The 16,179-nt window shown below is 36.6% G+C and carries 12 protein-coding genes; 7 read left to right on the top strand and 5 right to left on the bottom strand.

What is annotated here, in order from left to right; all coding sequences use genetic code 11:
• Window positions 1–5 precede the first annotated feature (5 nt).
• Entirely contained in the window at window positions 6–1,487 is a 1,482-nt protein-coding gene (locus L1275_RS12835; protein ID WP_253473961.1) for a RagB/SusD family nutrient uptake outer membrane protein, read from the top strand.
• 213 nt (window positions 1,488–1,700) lie between these two features.
• Here L1275_RS12835 and L1275_RS12830 read toward each other — a convergent pair whose 3' ends face one another.
• Together L1275_RS12830 and L1275_RS12825 are read right to left on the bottom strand one after the other, a co-directional pair.
• Window positions 1,701–3,044, bottom strand: coding sequence for a peptide-N-glycosidase F-related protein (locus L1275_RS12830; RefSeq protein ID WP_253473958.1), 1,344 nt, complete (start codon window positions 3,042–3,044; stop codon window positions 1,701–1,703).
• A gap of 191 nt (window positions 3,045–3,235) precedes the next feature.
• The gene (locus L1275_RS12825) at window positions 3,236–3,745 is read right to left on the bottom strand and encodes a hypothetical protein (protein WP_253473955.1); all 510 of its coding nucleotides are present in this window, start codon (window positions 3,743–3,745) and stop codon (window positions 3,236–3,238) included.
• A 225-nt stretch (window positions 3,746–3,970) separates the two neighbouring features.
• On the opposite strand from L1275_RS12825, the gene L1275_RS12820 reads away from it, so the two are divergent.
• The gene (locus L1275_RS12820) at window positions 3,971–5,020 is read left to right on the top strand and encodes a DNA alkylation repair protein (protein WP_253473952.1); all 1,050 of its coding nucleotides are present in this window, start codon (window positions 3,971–3,973) and stop codon (window positions 5,018–5,020) included.
• 8 nt (window positions 5,021–5,028) lie between these two features.
• Here L1275_RS12820 and L1275_RS12815 read toward each other — a convergent pair whose 3' ends face one another.
• Complete coding sequence (locus tag L1275_RS12815) at window positions 5,029–5,556, bottom strand: GNAT family N-acetyltransferase (protein ID WP_253473949.1); 528 nt, start codon at window positions 5,554–5,556, stop codon at window positions 5,029–5,031.
• A 472-nt stretch (window positions 5,557–6,028) separates the two neighbouring features.
• Between L1275_RS12815 and L1275_RS12810 the strand changes: the two genes are divergently transcribed.
• Window positions 6,029–6,637 carry an RNA polymerase sigma factor gene (locus L1275_RS12810; RefSeq protein ID WP_253473946.1) on the top strand — a complete coding sequence of 203 codons (609 nt, stop codon included), beginning with the start codon at window positions 6,029–6,031 and terminating at the stop codon, window positions 6,635–6,637.
• Between the two features lie 239 nt (window positions 6,638–6,876).
• Here L1275_RS12810 and lgt read toward each other — a convergent pair whose 3' ends face one another.
• Window positions 6,877–7,707, bottom strand: a complete 831-nt coding sequence (lgt, locus tag L1275_RS12805; RefSeq protein WP_253473943.1) for a prolipoprotein diacylglyceryl transferase — start codon at window positions 7,705–7,707, stop codon at window positions 6,877–6,879.
• A gap of 252 nt (window positions 7,708–7,959) precedes the next feature.
• Between lgt and L1275_RS12800 the strand changes: the two genes are divergently transcribed.
• The 4 genes from L1275_RS12800 (at window position 7,960) to L1275_RS12785 (ending at window position 14,828) form a co-directional block, all read left to right on the top strand.
• Entirely contained in the window at window positions 7,960–8,646 is a 687-nt protein-coding gene (locus L1275_RS12800; protein ID WP_253473940.1) for a hypothetical protein, read from the top strand.
• 92 nt (window positions 8,647–8,738) lie between these two features.
• Window positions 8,739–9,074, top strand: coding sequence for a DUF6660 family protein (locus L1275_RS12795; protein ID WP_253473937.1), 336 nt, complete (start codon window positions 8,739–8,741; stop codon window positions 9,072–9,074).
• A 49-nt stretch (window positions 9,075–9,123) separates the two neighbouring features.
• Window positions 9,124–13,467 carry a CusA/CzcA family heavy metal efflux RND transporter gene (locus tag L1275_RS12790; protein WP_253473934.1) on the top strand — a complete coding sequence of 1,448 codons (4,344 nt, stop codon included), beginning with the start codon at window positions 9,124–9,126 and terminating at the stop codon, window positions 13,465–13,467.
• A 164-nt stretch (window positions 13,468–13,631) separates the two neighbouring features.
• Entirely contained in the window at window positions 13,632–14,828 is a 1,197-nt protein-coding gene (locus tag L1275_RS12785; protein WP_253473931.1) for an efflux RND transporter periplasmic adaptor subunit, read from the top strand.
• Window positions 14,829–14,940: 112 nt separating this feature from the next.
• Here the strand turns inward: L1275_RS12785 and L1275_RS12780 are convergent, their stop codons facing one another.
• Window positions 14,941–15,987: an NAD(P)-dependent alcohol dehydrogenase gene (locus tag L1275_RS12780; RefSeq protein WP_305882340.1), complete on the bottom strand. Its 1,047-nt coding sequence runs from the start codon at window positions 15,985–15,987 to the stop codon at window positions 14,941–14,943.
• Between the last annotated feature and the right edge of the window lie 192 nt (window positions 15,988–16,179).

The following is a 16,179-nucleotide window of genomic DNA, read 5'->3' as shown; positions in this document are numbered from 1 at the left end:
TTATTATGAAAAACCTTTTATATTTCGTCGTTCTAATTGTAACAATCTCCTTTTACGCTTGTTCAAGCGACTACTTAGATCAAATTCCGACGGAAGCTATTGATGAAAATGAGGTGATTGCCACGACAAAAAATCTAAGTGTCGCTTTAAGTGGAATACACCGATCATTATATCAGAGATATGAAAGTCAAGGCGAAGGAGGTCTTGGCGCTATGATGATAATTGCTGACGCTCTCGGAGAAGATGTCGTCATGACCTCCTCAGGCAATGGTTGGTATAATCGCGACTATCAGTGGTTGGATCATCGAAATGCCAACAGTAACAACGATTTATTCCCCTATCGTGTATTATATCGCATCAATCGAAACGCCAATGTTATTATCAATAACGTCGATCAGGCACAAGGTTCTCAAGAAGAGCGCGACATGCTAAAAGGCCAATCGCTATTCTATCGTGCATTTTGTCATTTTCAACTGGTACAACTTTATGCCATGCGGTATCAATCAGCCTCAACCAACAATCAACTGGGTATACCCATCATCGTTTCCAAAGCGATTGAAACACCAACTCGCGCTACAGTAGAGGAAGTCTATCAACAAATCAACGATGATTTAGATCAATCGATTACCTTATTACAAGCGTACCAACGTCCAAACAAATCACATTTAGATCAATCTGTTGCAAAAGGTTTGAAAGCTCGTGTCGCTTTGGTACAAGGTAATTGGAATATCGCAGCACAACTGGCGCAAGAGGCAAAACAAGGTTTTGCATTAATGAGTCCAGAATTGTACCGTTCGGGATTTAACAGCTATGAGAATACAGAATGGATGTGGGGTAGTCATATTGTAGTCGATCAAACTTTGTACTTTGCCAACTTTGGAGCTTATATGTCACGAAACTATAGTTCATCAAATATCAGAAGTAATCCAAAAGCGATTAATAGTTGGCTTTACAGCCAAATATCAGAGTCGGATGTAAGATCTACTATTTTTGATCCTAGCGGACAACACTTGGATATGCCTGCGGGTTATGAACTACCTTCCGCATTTAGCAAAAGACCTTACACAAGCCAAAAATTTTTAGCTGTCAGCAGTGCTGATAGTCGCATGGATATACCCTATATGCGTGCTGCAGAAATGTATTTAATCGAAGCCGAAGCAAAAGCGAGATTGGGCTCTGTCGATGCCAATCAAGTGCTTTATGAATTAGTTAAAAGCAGAAACCCATCCTATGAAATTTCAACAAAATCAGGTCAAGAATTAATTGATGAAATTCTAATACAACGTCGAATCGAGTTATGGGGTGAAGGCTTCCGTTTTTTCGATTTAAAAAGAACCAATGCCCCACTCGATCGAACTGGTGCTAATCATTCCAGTACACTTACCGGCGAAGTTATGACCGTGCCGGCGGGTGACCAAAGATGGGAATGGTTAATACCGCAAGCAGAAATTAATGCAAATCCGCTAATTATTCAGAATCCGCTTTAATTTTATAAATAGTTTTTATTGTTTGTTTTTCTTTAGTACAGCAATGTACTTAAGTATTGGGATTGCCTTGGGTATTTAACGAGTACATAAATGCCTGAGCAATCCCTATTTAATTATCTTCGGCTCAAAGCTTTTAAATGCACTAAATATTGATCAGCTATCCATAAAGTGCATTAAGCAGTTATAATTAGAAACGATTTAAAAAATGGCTATTTAATTTTTAATCACTTTGTGTTGTGACTGATTTCCCGAAGCTGAAGTGACTTTGATGATATATATACCCGCAGCATAAGTAGTTAAATCAATCACTTTATCCCTGATAAATCCAACTTTTTTCCCCGTTAGATCCCATATTTCAACTGAAGTAATTTCATGATCCGAACGAATAGTAACAATATCGGTAGTAGGATTTGGAAACAGCTTTATATTATCAGCTGTATAGACCTCTTCCACGCTAACCGTATACGGTTTATTATGTGCCTGAATATAAAGCGAAACTGGAATTTTCCCGTCGCCACCCGCGAATTGTGCTTCAGGTACGTCTAAAACAACGGTATGCGTTCCGGCGGCGAGTGTTCCTAAATCAATAATCCGTATCGGAATGCTATTGCCTGGACACCAGTTGTTCCAAGAGGCCCAAAATTGATCCGATTGCGGTGCATTTTGATAAATTCCATTGGGTTGGGTGTTGTATTTTCTAAAGGGTTCGCACGACAAGCCTCCAGGTTTGTATTGTAATTTTAAACTTTGATCAAAATACACATAGTGTTCGCGTCTGACATATTCTTCTCCCCCACTACCAGCACCGTGATTGGAAGTGATTAAAAACAATTTAGCGTTGTAAATCGTGTTGTCTAATTCAAAATTTATCGTCTTTTTAGATAGACCGATAGCATCGCTCGCACCCACTTGATAATTATTCAAGTCGTGCTTGATCAACAACGGAACTAAAACCAAATCATCGACCTTTTGTGGATCCGCTACAAGGTTGGAAACCACCTCTACACTTCCATAAAAAACATCGTTTCGCCCAGCACAACCCGGGATTTGAGTCTGGGCACTATAGGGTACTCCAAACAATTCCAGTTCAACCCAAATATCATACTTTGCCAAGGTAGCTTGATCCTTAAAAATACGACTGATATGATTTAAATCGTATGAATATGGAACGATATTAGGCGTTTTATTCTTATTCATAAAGGGTGTAATATAACGGCCCAACTCGATTCTAACCAGATCAGCAGCATCGAGTGTATAGGTTACTTGACCTTTGGGTACCAAGGCCAAATTGACATTTCCAATACGATCATAATTATCGCAAGCCGCTTTGATATTTACGTTAATCGTGATCTCATCTCCAAAAGCAGCCAATTGTTGTGCGCTGAGTTTTTTAGCATACAAATCGTTGCGATGGCGAATAACGTCGTTTGGCACCGGTTCATTTACCGTAGGTGCATAACCATCATAGAATAAAATATCATCAAAGATGACCGTCTTAGTTTGTTGTGCATATGTTGCAGTAACTATCAAAAGAAAAAAAAGTAGTTTTGTTTTCACGAGTTCCAATTTAAAGTTGTTCATAAGGTTATCACAAAGTCTATTTACCATAGTAAATCAAATAAACTATAAACAAATATAAATTTTTCAGCAAACAAATCGCCTTAAATGTATTTTTTTTATGTTAAAAAATCACAATAAAAACAAGAACTGTTCAATCAGTGTGTAAAATTAGAGAAGAACACAAGAAATCACAGTGATTCTATCACAATCGGACTAGCCCAAAGCAGGCTTTTAGACATAAAAACGGGCATGAGCTTTTTTCTGATTGTCATCGGGTCCTGCCCTACTACCTTCAAAATCACATACATGTCATCTTCACTTTTATCAATAGAAAAATGGTAATGATGCGGCGACGGAATTCCATCATAAAAATCATTGGGTATAAAATGCCTGATAATCGTGTAATATTGTTGGTCATAGAATATTAAAAAATCGTTTTCTCCACAGATCGTTTCGAAGCTGTATTTAGAAACTCCATCGAAAACAGCTTGCTCTAAACCCTTTTTCAACAAATCCTCATCGGTAGTGGAATTGATGGAATAAAATCCCGTTTGAATAACTACCCGCCTTAAATCTAAAGATTCACCCACCAATACGGTTGCGGTATTAGCCTTAGACGTGGTTGTATACCACAAATACACCAGTCCCAATACAACTAATAAAAAAACAAATACCGCCACGAAACTCTTTCTTCTCAATGTAAAATAATTAGTTAGTAATCAACTGCAATATAAACGTTTTTTCATATTTAGAACCTAAGTGATAAAAATATGCATTTTAAAAATTTACGATAGTTTGTGACAAATAAAAATTATAATTTTACTTCCCGTTTGGAGATTTACAATCGGCATTAACACTTGATATTTTACCTTATGTCGCTGATAAAAGATATTTACAATGAAACTTTTTTTAATCATTTTTCTATGGTTTTAAAACAAGTATTGCCAGAACTAAATCAAGCAGATTTTATCGCGCAGATTTATTCCGATAATTTCTTGGAAAAGGAATGGAAAGATCGAATGATACACGTGACAGATGTCTTGCATTTATCCATGCCGAAACAGTTTGAAGCTGCAGTACCGAAACTAACGAAATTGATTTCAATTCTACAACAGAGTCAAGAACGCGGAGAATCACTTGCCTATATTTTTTTAGCAGAATACATTGCACGATACGGAATAAACGACATCGAAAGGAGTATCATAGCCCTGGAATGCACCACGCAATTCATCAGTTGTGAATTTGCTGTTCGTCCGTTTATAATAAAATATCCCGATCAGATGTTGCATCAAATGTTATTGTGGTCAAAACATCCCAGTCATAAAGTCCGCCGTTTTTCCAGTGAAGGGTCAAGACCAAAACTACCTTGGTCAATGGCCTTACCGCAGTTACAAAAGGATCCTAGTCCTACTTTTAAAATTTTGCAAAACTTAATGCAAGATCCACACCCGTGGGTTAGAAAAAGTGTAGCCAATCACTTAAATGATATTTCTAAAGATCATCCCGACAAAGTAATGGCCTTTGCAGAACAATGGAAGGGCATGTCAAAGGAAACCGATGCCATCATCAAACACGGACTGCGTACTTTACTAAAAAGTGGATACCCGCAGACTTTATCCTATTATGAACTCAATGATACAGGAATCGAACTCGAAGGTTTTGTCATAAGCACGCCTGTGGTAACCATCGGAAATGCCCTGTGTTTCAGCTTTGAAATTGAGAACCAGAATACAAATGCAAAAACCATTCGCTTGGAGTATGGTTTATACTACCAAAAAGCAAATGGTCAATTGAATAAGAAAGTATTTAAGATTAGCGAGCGGGAATTTAAACCTTTGGAAAAATCAAAGATCCAACGCAACCAATCTTTTAAAATCATCACCACTAGAAAATTTCATACGGGATTACATCAATTATCACTGCTGATAAATGGCATAGAATCCGAAAAGCTTTCCTTTCAGTTGGTGGAATAGTCCCCAAGTTATCGCAGGTTTAAAACCAACATTTCTGCAGGGATTTCGTTGGAATTTATAAAAAAGGAACTGTCGCTATGCTTCTCAAAACCTCGATTCCTCAAGAGCGATTGCATAGAGCTGTTTTGCGTTTTTGTAACGGCAACAATGGCGTCAAAACTTTTAAAGACGGAAAGGCATTTATCCAGTAGAAGTTGCCCAGCATTGGTTTGATCATAACGCCCTAAGATTTCAAAATTGCGCAGATATCCAATCTTCTTATCGGTCAACTGTTGCGGTACCTCACCCTTTTCTTTTAATAAGGCGTATCCTGCCGGTTCATCGTCGACATAGACTACCAAAAATTGATTGGTAAAATCATTTAATTCCGTGATTATAAATTCACCACTATATTTTTCTGTTACAAAATCAGTAATATGTGACGGTTGAATTTGGCTTTGATGCAACTCTAAAAAGCGTTGCGCAGTTAAGTTCTGAAGTAATTCAACTCCTTCTGCTGAGGCAATGGTAAATTTTATCTTTATAGTAGAATCCATAAGTACTAATTATTAGTATTGAGCGAGTCAAGTAAATTTTATAAGTAACAACAAGGTTTTTAAAGAACGCTGTTCGCTATGGGTAAAGATAATCATTAAACCGATTTTACAATTCGCTTCAAAAATAGACTGAAAATCAATTATTTTTTTAATTTTATCTTTTATTAGGTTAGAATATCTTATTTATAATACTATTAGCCTGTTATAATCTATAAAAATTATGGTAATTAATATTTATGCAATAATCAAATATTTTAAAAAAAAGTCGATACTAATTTATTTTATTGTAAAATAAATAAAATAGATAAAGGATTTAATCTTAAAAAATTTAAAATTTTTAATGATCTAAAGCCTAGTTTTCAAATTTTTTATTGTTAAATGTGTAATATTTAATAATAAAACAAGTCTATACTAGTATAGAGCATCCCTCTACCACAACAAAAAACATAATATTAAACTCAAAACAGCTCAATTGGATAATAGAAATCATCAAAATATTGACTCGCTGATTACATTGTGTAAACTTGGAAATGCTAACGCGCAATTTGAAATTTACAATCAATTTAATAAAGCGATGTACAGTATTGCACTCAAAATAGTCAACGACAAAGTTTTAGTGGAGGATATACTTCAAGAATCCTTCCTTAAGGCTTTTATGAGCTTGCATGCCTTTAAGAACGAGGCTACTTTTGGAACTTGGCTTAAGAAAATTGTGATGAATGAGAGTATTGATATTTTAAAAAAAAGGAATAAAATTATATTAGAAGACATCAATAATGTTTTAAACACACTGATTGATGAAAATTCCAAAGACAGCTACCATATAGACCAAGAAAACAATCAAAATAAATCAAATCAATTATTAGATGTTTTATATACACTAAAAGGAAAAAATAAAATTATCATGATATTGTACTACGTCAAAGGTTACAACAAACAAGAGATATGTGAGATCATGAATATTACAATACAAAATTTCCATACAATTCACTTTCGAGCTAAAAATGAGCTGCGAAGAAAATTATATGATCCAAAACCAACCAAAAAAAGACATAAAAACCAACATAAAAAGCAAGTGTAACCTCGCTATAGTTTTTTTAAAAATTCCCTTATAGATAATAATCTACAACCAATAGATACAAATTTTATAAAACGATTTTTTTATCGCATGGTTTGTAAACATCTTATGATGGAATTAAATCGATGAATTTTTACATTGTGGAAGAATAATCCGTTGATCTTCCTAAATGATTTGAATAGAATGCCTTTAATTTTTTATTTTTTTTTTTGATTGGGCAGTTGGGGGACTGCCCTTTCTTTCTATTGAAAAACTTGCGTTTTTACTGATTTTGAACGAATTAACACCAAGGCTAATCCAATAATGATAAAGGGTATACTCAATAATTGTCCCATATTCAATAATAAATCATCTTCAAAATGCTCCTGATTTTCTTTGAAAAATTCTATAATAAATCGAGCCGAAAACATGAATATCATAAAGTACCCAAATAACACACCCTTGAATTGATCGTTTTTATGTTGATATAAAAACCACAAAACAACCGCTATCACCAAATAAGAAAATGCTTCGTACAATTGTGTTGGATGCCTCGGTATCAAATCATCCTGAGCAAAAACAACTCCCCAACTCCCATTGGTTGGCTTGCCATAAATCTCCGAATTCATAAAATTACCAAAGCGAATAAATGCCCCAGCAACCGGTATTCCAATGGCTACACGATCCAAAAGCCAAAGCATATTCATTTTATTTTTACGACAAAACAAATAGATAGCAATCAATACACCTATAGCGCCTCCGTGACTCGCAAGCCCCGTAAAACCAGTAAAAGTAAACTCTCCCCCTTCAATTTTAAACGGCAATAGTATTTCTAATGGATGTTGTGAGAAATAATCAAAATCATAAAACAAACAATGCCCCAATCGAGCACCTAACAAAGTACCTACAAATATATAAACCAATAAGCTCTCTAAATATTTCATCGGAATTGCCTCCCTGTTAAAGATGACGCTAACTATTTTATACCCCAATAAGATACCCAATCCAAAAAGTAAGCCGTAATAACGTAACGGTAATGCTCCTATTTGCACCATCACAGGATTTGCATCCCAAACTATAATTCCATCAACCATCTTTAATTTTTTTGTCTTGTTATTCCTATATATGCCAACGGCATTATTTTATTTCACTTTTCAAAGAGGGCAAAGCTACTCTAAAATATAAAGCCCACTATGCAAAAACAGCATTTTTACACTAATTTACCTAAACGCACTACCACACTTTTTTTGTTAAAACTGTAATACTAAACTTAAAATTCAGTCTTTATACTTAACCGAACCAAGGTTGCCGACCAAAAAATGATTGTTTCACGAAGATGCAAAACCATGAAATTCCTTTTTTACAGCCTATTTATATGTTATACTACTTTCTGCTTTGCACAAGCTTCAGCAACCAACCCATTCGAAGCCGATTTAGCCCTGCTGATCAAGCGTTGCAACCAAAATATTCAGTATGCCACACCCAAAACCATTTTAAAGAAAGCAAATAATTCCGCTGCTAAATTAACCGAAATGGCAAAGGAAGAAGATCATTGGAGTTGCAATTATTTCTGCGCATATTATACTTTTATAGCTTACCAACATGCTAATAAAATCACCAAGGAAGCTTATAGCAACAAATTGAATAATCTGTTCTTTCGCCTAGAACGAACCTCACATACAGCTGCCCAAAAAAGTGAATGTAAGACACTAAAAGCCTATTTCCTGATGCAGCTCATTCAAGACAAAGCTTTTTACCTGCATCCAAAATTAGTGGAAATTACAATCAAGGAACTGTTTGAAGAAGCCTTACAACACAATCCTAAAAACCCAAGAACGGTATATCTCTATCAGTTTTTTAAAACAACTGATATTAAAAGTCGAGAATTATCAACTGCCTTTTGCAAGGATATTATGTTAGCCAACCAATACTTTAAAGAGGAAGCTCAAAATGAAAACAGCCATTTGTTCCCTAAATGGGGAGCTAAAGATATACAACCCTACATTAAAAACTGTTCCGTTCCAAATAAGTAATTACCCCCAACCCACTGCAACAACATTGCAAAGTGCAAACAAAAAAAAGTAAATCGAGAATATTTTAACTATAATTGACTACTTTTGTTTCAATGAAAAAAGGAAGGCAAATAGTAATCATGTTTATTTCAGTACTATTACTAGTACTGGCCTTACTGCCTTGTGCAGATAAGAAAACTGTTACTGCTATGGAACATACACTGACACAAGTGTCGACCTCTTCCCACCAACATGTTGGTATGGACAAATGCAGCCCGTTTTGCGTATGCAATTGTTGCACTTCTCCCATCATGATCAAAAACAACGTGTTTTTTGAGCAATTTACCTTTCCAAAAACAACCTTAAAAAGTCCGGATTATTACCAATCTTTTGTAATCACGGTCTTCCACTTTATCTGGAAACCCCCACGCATAGTATATTTCAATTAAACGTATAAGCCTAGATAGGCTTTATTTCTATTAATTTTAATATACTACTATGTTAGATAAAATCATACATTTTAGTATCCATAATAAATTTATCATTGGGCTATTCACGCTGGGATTAATCCTTGTGGGTACTTACTCTTTGATCAATTTACCAATGGATACACAACCTGATATAACAAATAATCAGGTGCAAATCATTACAAGCTCCCCGACTCTTGCAACCCAGGAAGTTGAAAAATTTATTACATATCCGATAGAACAAGCGGTGAAAAGTATTCCGAATATCGTCGAATTGAGATCGATTAGTCGATTTGGTTTGAGCGTTGTTACCGTAGTTTTTAAGGAAAATGTCGATATCTATTGGGCGCGAACTCAAGTCTCTGAGCATTTAAAATCTGCCGAAGAGGTGATCCCTAAAAACGTCGGAAGTCCAGAACTTGCTCCTGTAAGTACAGGATTAGGAGAAATATATCAGTACATCGTTTATCCTGAAGAGGGTTATGAAGAGCAGTATACTCCAATGGAACTTCGAACCATACAAGATTGGATTATCAAACCGCAATTAATCGGTATTCCTGGAGTAGCGGAAATCAATACTTTAGGTGGAGAACTGAAGCAATACGAAATTTCAGTTCAACCCGACCGATTAAAAAGTATGAATACCAGTATTGCCGAAATTTTTGATGCTTTAGAGCGCAATAATGAAAATACAGGAGGGGCTTATATCGATAAAAAACCCTACGCCTACTTTATTCGTAGTATCGGTATGATCAGCTCTTTGGAAGACATCGAAAAAATCGTCGTTAAAAACACCAACGGAATTCCCGTACTAATCCGCGATGTAGCCACCGTTCAAATCGGAAGTGGTATTCGCTACGGCGCCGTCACCAAAGACGGCAAAGGCGAAGAAGTCAGCGGTATGGTCATGATGCTCAAAGGTGGTAACAGTAAGGTAGTAGTCAATCTGGTAAAAGATAAAATGGAGCAAATCCGAAAATCATTGCCAAAAGGTGTGCTTATCGAACCGTTTATAGACCGAACTACTCTAGTAGATAAAACAATCAATACCATTCAAACCAACCTTATTGAAGGAGCGTTAATTGTGGTTTTTGTGTTGGTAATGCTACTGGGCAACTGGCGTGCAGGTATCGTAGTGGCATCTGTGATTCCCTTGTCGATGTTATTTGCGGTGAGTTTGATGAAAGCTTTTGGCGTCAGCGGTAACCTGATGAGTTTAGGAGCTATCGATTTCGGGTTAATAGTCGATGGTGCTGTAATAGTCGTCGAGGCCATTTTACACCGCCTACAGATTGGTAAGAAAACCAAATTGAGCAAACAGCAAATGAATACGATGGTTTATGAAGCATCGTCTAAAATTAGAACCAGCGCATCCTTTGGAGAAATTATCATTCTAATTGTTTACCTACCTATACTAGCTCTTGTTGGTATTGAAGGAAAAATGTTTGGCCCTATGGCGCAAACCGTTTCCTTTGCCATACTTGGAGCCTTTATACTTTCGTTGACCTATGTACCAATGATGACTTCCCTAGTACTAAAAAAGGAAAGTGGAAAAGATAAACCCAACTTTAGCGACCGTATTATACAAGCGATTTATCGATTGTATGAACCGATTTTACAAAAGGCTTTACGCATTAAAAAGACACTATTATTATTGGCTTTTTCAGCGCTAGCTGCCTCCCTATTGATTTTTAATCAACTCGGTGGTGAGTTTATACCAACCTTAGACGAAGGGGATTTGGCGACGCATGTGATCATATCGTCGGGTAGTTCACTATCACAGGAAATTGAAACAACGACTAAGGCTGAAAAAATTCTAAAAGATCGTTTTCCCGAAGTAAAAATGGTCGTTACCAAGATTGGAAGTGCCGAAATCCCAACGGATCCAATGCCTATGGAAGCTGGTGATATGATTATTGTTTTAAAGGATAAAAAAGAATGGACTTCCGCTAAAACCAAAGAGGAGTTAATGCTAAAAATGGAAGAGGCTTTACAGGAAATTCCTGGCATTACTACCGAATTCTCCCAACCGATTCAAATGCGATTTAACGAATTAATGACCGGAGTTCGTAGCGATGTAGCTATTAAAATATTTGGGGAAGATTTAGAGAAATTAGTTAATAAAGGCGAAGAAATACAGTCTTTGATTCAAGATATCCCTGGAGTTACAGAACCAAAATTAGAGCGCGTAGCAGGATTACCACAGATTGCGATACGCTATAATAAGGACAAACTTGCTTTATACGGTTTGAATATTGGAGATATCAATAAAATTGTACGAACCGGTTTTGCTGGTGAAATTGCTGGTACCGTGTATGAGGGTGAAAAGCGTTTTGATCTTGTAGTCCGAATGGCGGAAAACAATAGACAAGATATCACCAACATCAAGTCCCTGTTTATTACATTACCTTCTGGGCATCAAATTCCCCTCGAACAGGTTGCCGATATCGATTATGAAGATGGTCCGATGCAAATAAGTCGTGAAGACGGTCGCAGGCGAATTGTATTAGGTTTTAATGTCAGAGGAACGGATGTACAAACCGTTGTAGAACAAATCCAAAATAAACTGGATGCCCAATTGGTTTTACCAGAAGGCTATTACTTGACATATGGCGGACAATTTGAAAATTTGATTCAAGCGAATCAACGCCTTGCAATAGCCATCCCGATAGCGTTATCTTTAATTTTTATACTGCTGTTTTTTACCTTTAAATCCGTAGCCCAAAGTTTAATGGTGTTCACAGCTATTCCATTATCAGCTATAGGTGGAATCGCTGCACTATGGCTTAGAGATATGCCTTTCAGTATTTCTGCCGGAGTTGGTTTTATAGCTTTGTTTGGTGTAGCGGTACTTAACGGTATCGTACTGATAGGCCAATTTAATATTTTGAAAAAAGAAGGAGTTACTTCCATTGAAGAGCGTATTTTACAAGGTACCAAAATCAGACTTAGACCCGTAATTTTAACTGCTTCAGTAGCTTCTTTAGGATTCTTACCGATGGCTTTGAGTACCGGTGCAGGTGCCGAAGTACAGAAACCTTTGGCTACAGTTGTCATTGGAGGATTAATCACCGCCACCCTCTTAACCTTAATTATATTACCTATCTTATATTATTATGTAGAAAGGGGTTTTCGTTTTAAATTTCCGAAAAAGACAGCGGTTATAGTACTCTTTCTAGGTCTGCCACTATGGACTATGGCACAAGAAGTTCCAAAAAAGAGCTTACAACAATTGATAACAATCGGATTGGAAAACAATTTGAACCTCAAAGCCAATAAACTGGAAACACAGGTCCAAAAACAATTGCAAAAAACGGCTTTTGATCTACCGAAAACAGAACTGACCTCCAATTTTGGACAGTTGAATTCAACCACAGAGCGCGATGTGAGTTTTGGGATTTCGCAGAACTTTAATCCGTTTGTTGTGAGTAGTCGCAAAAAACTTTTAAAGCAAAACTTCGAAGCCAGCGAACTGCAATATACCACCGCTCAAAAACAATTAATTTTAGACATCCAGCAATCGTGGTACAATCAATGTTTTTATTTGGAGAAGAAAAATCTTTTAGATCAGCAAAACGTCCTTTTAAAGGAATTTAGCAAATCGGCACAATGGCGTTATAAAACGGGTGAGTCCAATATTATGGAAAGTCAGTTAGCACAAGTCAAGCAACAAGAATTGGAGATTCAAATTCAACAAAACAACGCGGTTTTGACTAGTTTAAAAGCCAAGATGAAGACCTTGCTAAATACCACGGAAGACTTTGATCTTGCAGATCCCACTTTGGAGGTTTTGAGTAACCCGAAAACAGATTTACTCGATCTTTCGAACAGTACTTTAATTCAGGAAGCCGATAAAAAGATTCAAATTGCAACGGCACAAAAGAACCTAAAAAGAGCTTCTTTATTACCCGACTTGACTTTGGGTTATGCGATTGAGTCACTCGCAGGACTGGATCAAGTCAACGGAATTAGCAAAAATTATGGCAGCCAACCGCGTTTGTCATCTTTTTCTGTCGGAATTAGTCTCCCGATCTTTTCGGGTAGTCAACGCGCTGAGATAAAGGCAGGAAATTATGAAATCGAGAAAGCCGCTTTCGAAAAGAGTTATTTAGAGCAAGAGATCACACAGTCCGTAGCCCAGCAAAAGGATTGGATCAAAACACAACAAACGCTAATAACCTATTATCAAACCTCAGCTTTACCGCAAACAGAGACTTTGAGCAGTCATGCCTTAAAATCATACCAAAGTGGTGCGATATCTTATGTGGAATATTTGCAAGCCGTCGAGACCTCTTTAGCGATAAGACTAAATTACAATGAAGCGATGATGCAATTGAATTTGGCTGAAAGTAACTTAGAATTCTTGTTGAGGTAACTAAGGTGACACGAGGTTTCTTATAAACATTGATTAAATTAAAAGCATCGCACGGTTTAGGCCTATATACTAGTTTATAAAACGACCGAAACATCAGCAAATCTTCTGATTAAATGAGGGTTTCGTTTTAAAGCGGTGCACTAAACATAAAATACCATTTATCTATGAAAAAATATTTTCCAATATCATTAATAGTTTTGCTTCTATTTGTGATCGGCTGTAAAAAAACCAATGAAGAGTCGACTCCAGACAAAGCTGTAGAACACCAAGAGGAAGCAACTGCTTCCATAAAAGAAGTAGCTTTAAATGAAGCGCAATATCAAGGCGCGGGTATACAAGTTGGGGAAGTTACTTTAAAAAACCTCAACGAGGTGATTAAGGTTAATGGATACACCAAGCTTCCGCCACAAAATCAAGCAGATGTGCGCACTTTTGTAACGGGTATCATCAGCAAAATATTAGTCAATGAAGGGCAATATGTCAAAAAAGGACAGCTGTTAGCCGTTGCTGAAAGTACTGATTTTGCCAGATTGCAGGAAGAATATGCTGTAAGTAAAAGCAACGTAAACTATTTGCAATTGGAATTCGATCGTCAATCAACACTGAGGGAAGAAAATGTCAATTCTGAAAAAACCTTTCAAAAAACCAAATCAGAACTTGAAATTGAAAAGGCAAAATACCGTTCTTTGAAAAAGCAACTTTCAATTATGAATGTTTCGGATGTAAGAGACAGCCAATCGCTATCAATTATTGCTCCTATTGCGGGATATATCGCCAGTATCAATATCAAAATCGGTTCTCAAACCAATCAAGAACTGCCTTTATTCAGTTTGATCGACAATTCCAAACTGCATTTAGATCTGATGGTATATGAAAAGGATTTGCCTCAAATTCAAATTGGACAAAAAGTTGTTTTTAATTTGACAAATAGGGATAATACCGAAATACAAGGAAAAATATTCAGCATTGGTAAATCATTTGAGAATGAAACCAAAACAATTGCAGTTCATGCTGATATTGAAAACCAACATGAAAACTTAATACCGGGTATGTATGTCAATGCGCTTATTAATAGTGGTAAACAACAATTGGAGGCCTTGCCTAAAGAAGCCTTTGTTCGGGCGGATGGACGTGAATTTGTATTTGTATTAGAAGCGGATCACGCAAATGATGAAGCTGCGACATCTAAAGAATATCATTTTCAACGTATAGAAGTGAAATCTGGGGTTTCCGAATTGGATCATACTCAAGTCACTTTTTTACAAGAGATCCCTAAAAATGCGAAAATCGTAACCAAAGGAGCCTACTATATTCAAAGCCATTTAATAAAGAATGAAAGTGGCGGCGGACACGCTCATTAGTCGAGATTCTTAAGTCGAGATTCGAAATTTAAAAAATCAAAAAAGGCCAACCAAATAGTATTTTGGAAGGCCTTTTTTTATTGATAACGAATCACGATTCTCGAGTAACGAATCACGATTTAAAAGAAGCCATATCAACCACAAATCGATATTTCACATCGCTATTCAGCATGCGTTCGTAGGCAGCGTTTATATTGTGCATTTCGATCAATTCAATATCGGATACGATGTTGTGTTTACCACAGAAATCTAACATTTCCTGTGTTTCTTCAATACCGCCAATCAAGGAACCCGCAACGGCTTTTCTACCTAAAACTAAAGGTACGGTATTTAGCGCTGGTGATAACTCTCCTAAAAATCCAACCAATACCAAAGTACTGCTGGTTTTCAAAGTAGTCACATAAGGATTTACGTCGTGCACATAAGGAACGGTATCGATGATAAAATCAAAGCTATTCGCTACGGCTTTCATCTGTTCGTCATCTGTAGAAATCACCACATGATCGGCACCTAATTTTAATGCATCTTTGGTTTTTCCTGGAGTGCGTGAAAACAAGGTCACCTCTGCCCCCAATCCTTTAGCCAATTTAATAGCCATATGTCCTAAACCTCCTAAGCCCACTACAGCAACTTTACTACCTTTTGTAACGTTCCAATGACGTAACGGCGACCAAGTTGTGATACCAGCACACAATAACGGAGCCACCGCAGCCAAATCTAAATTAGCCGGGACTTTTAATACAAAACTCTCTTTAGCTACTATCTTTTCAGAATAACCGCCATAAGTTTGAGTACCTAAATGCACATCGGCACTGTTATAAGTACCTGTGAAACCACTAGTGCAATATTGTTCCTCTTTACAATTTGGACAACTACAATCGACCATACAACCGATAGCGGCAAAGTCGCCCACTTTAAATTTGGTTACCTTCGAACCAACTGCCGTTACTTTTCCTACAATTTCGTGACCGGGAACTGCGGGATACTTCGTACCGCCCCAATCATTTCTGGCTGTATGTAAATCTGAATGACAGACACCACAGTAGAGAATATCGATTTCCACATCGTCTGCTAATACTTGACGACGTTGAATTTCCATCTGTTTTAAATCTGCATCTGGCGCTACTGTACCGTAGGCTTTTACTTTAAATGTTTCCATATAATATTGAATATATTGCGATTATTAAATTTCATCAAATTGTGGTCATCGGCAAATTTACTTCTATAAATTTACGACTTATTGACTACGCTTTTTATTTGTAGTACAAATTTCCGCACTAAAATTAAGGTGTTGCTTATACAGATTACTGCTTTATATACCAGTTTTACGGATTGGAAAGAAGATGAAGTA

The organism is Flavobacterium sp. HSC-61S13 (assembly GCF_024171535.1).
Taxonomy (GTDB): Bacteria; Bacteroidota; Bacteroidia; order Flavobacteriales; family Flavobacteriaceae; genus Flavobacterium.
This window is presented reverse-complemented; position numbering and strand designations above follow the sequence as displayed.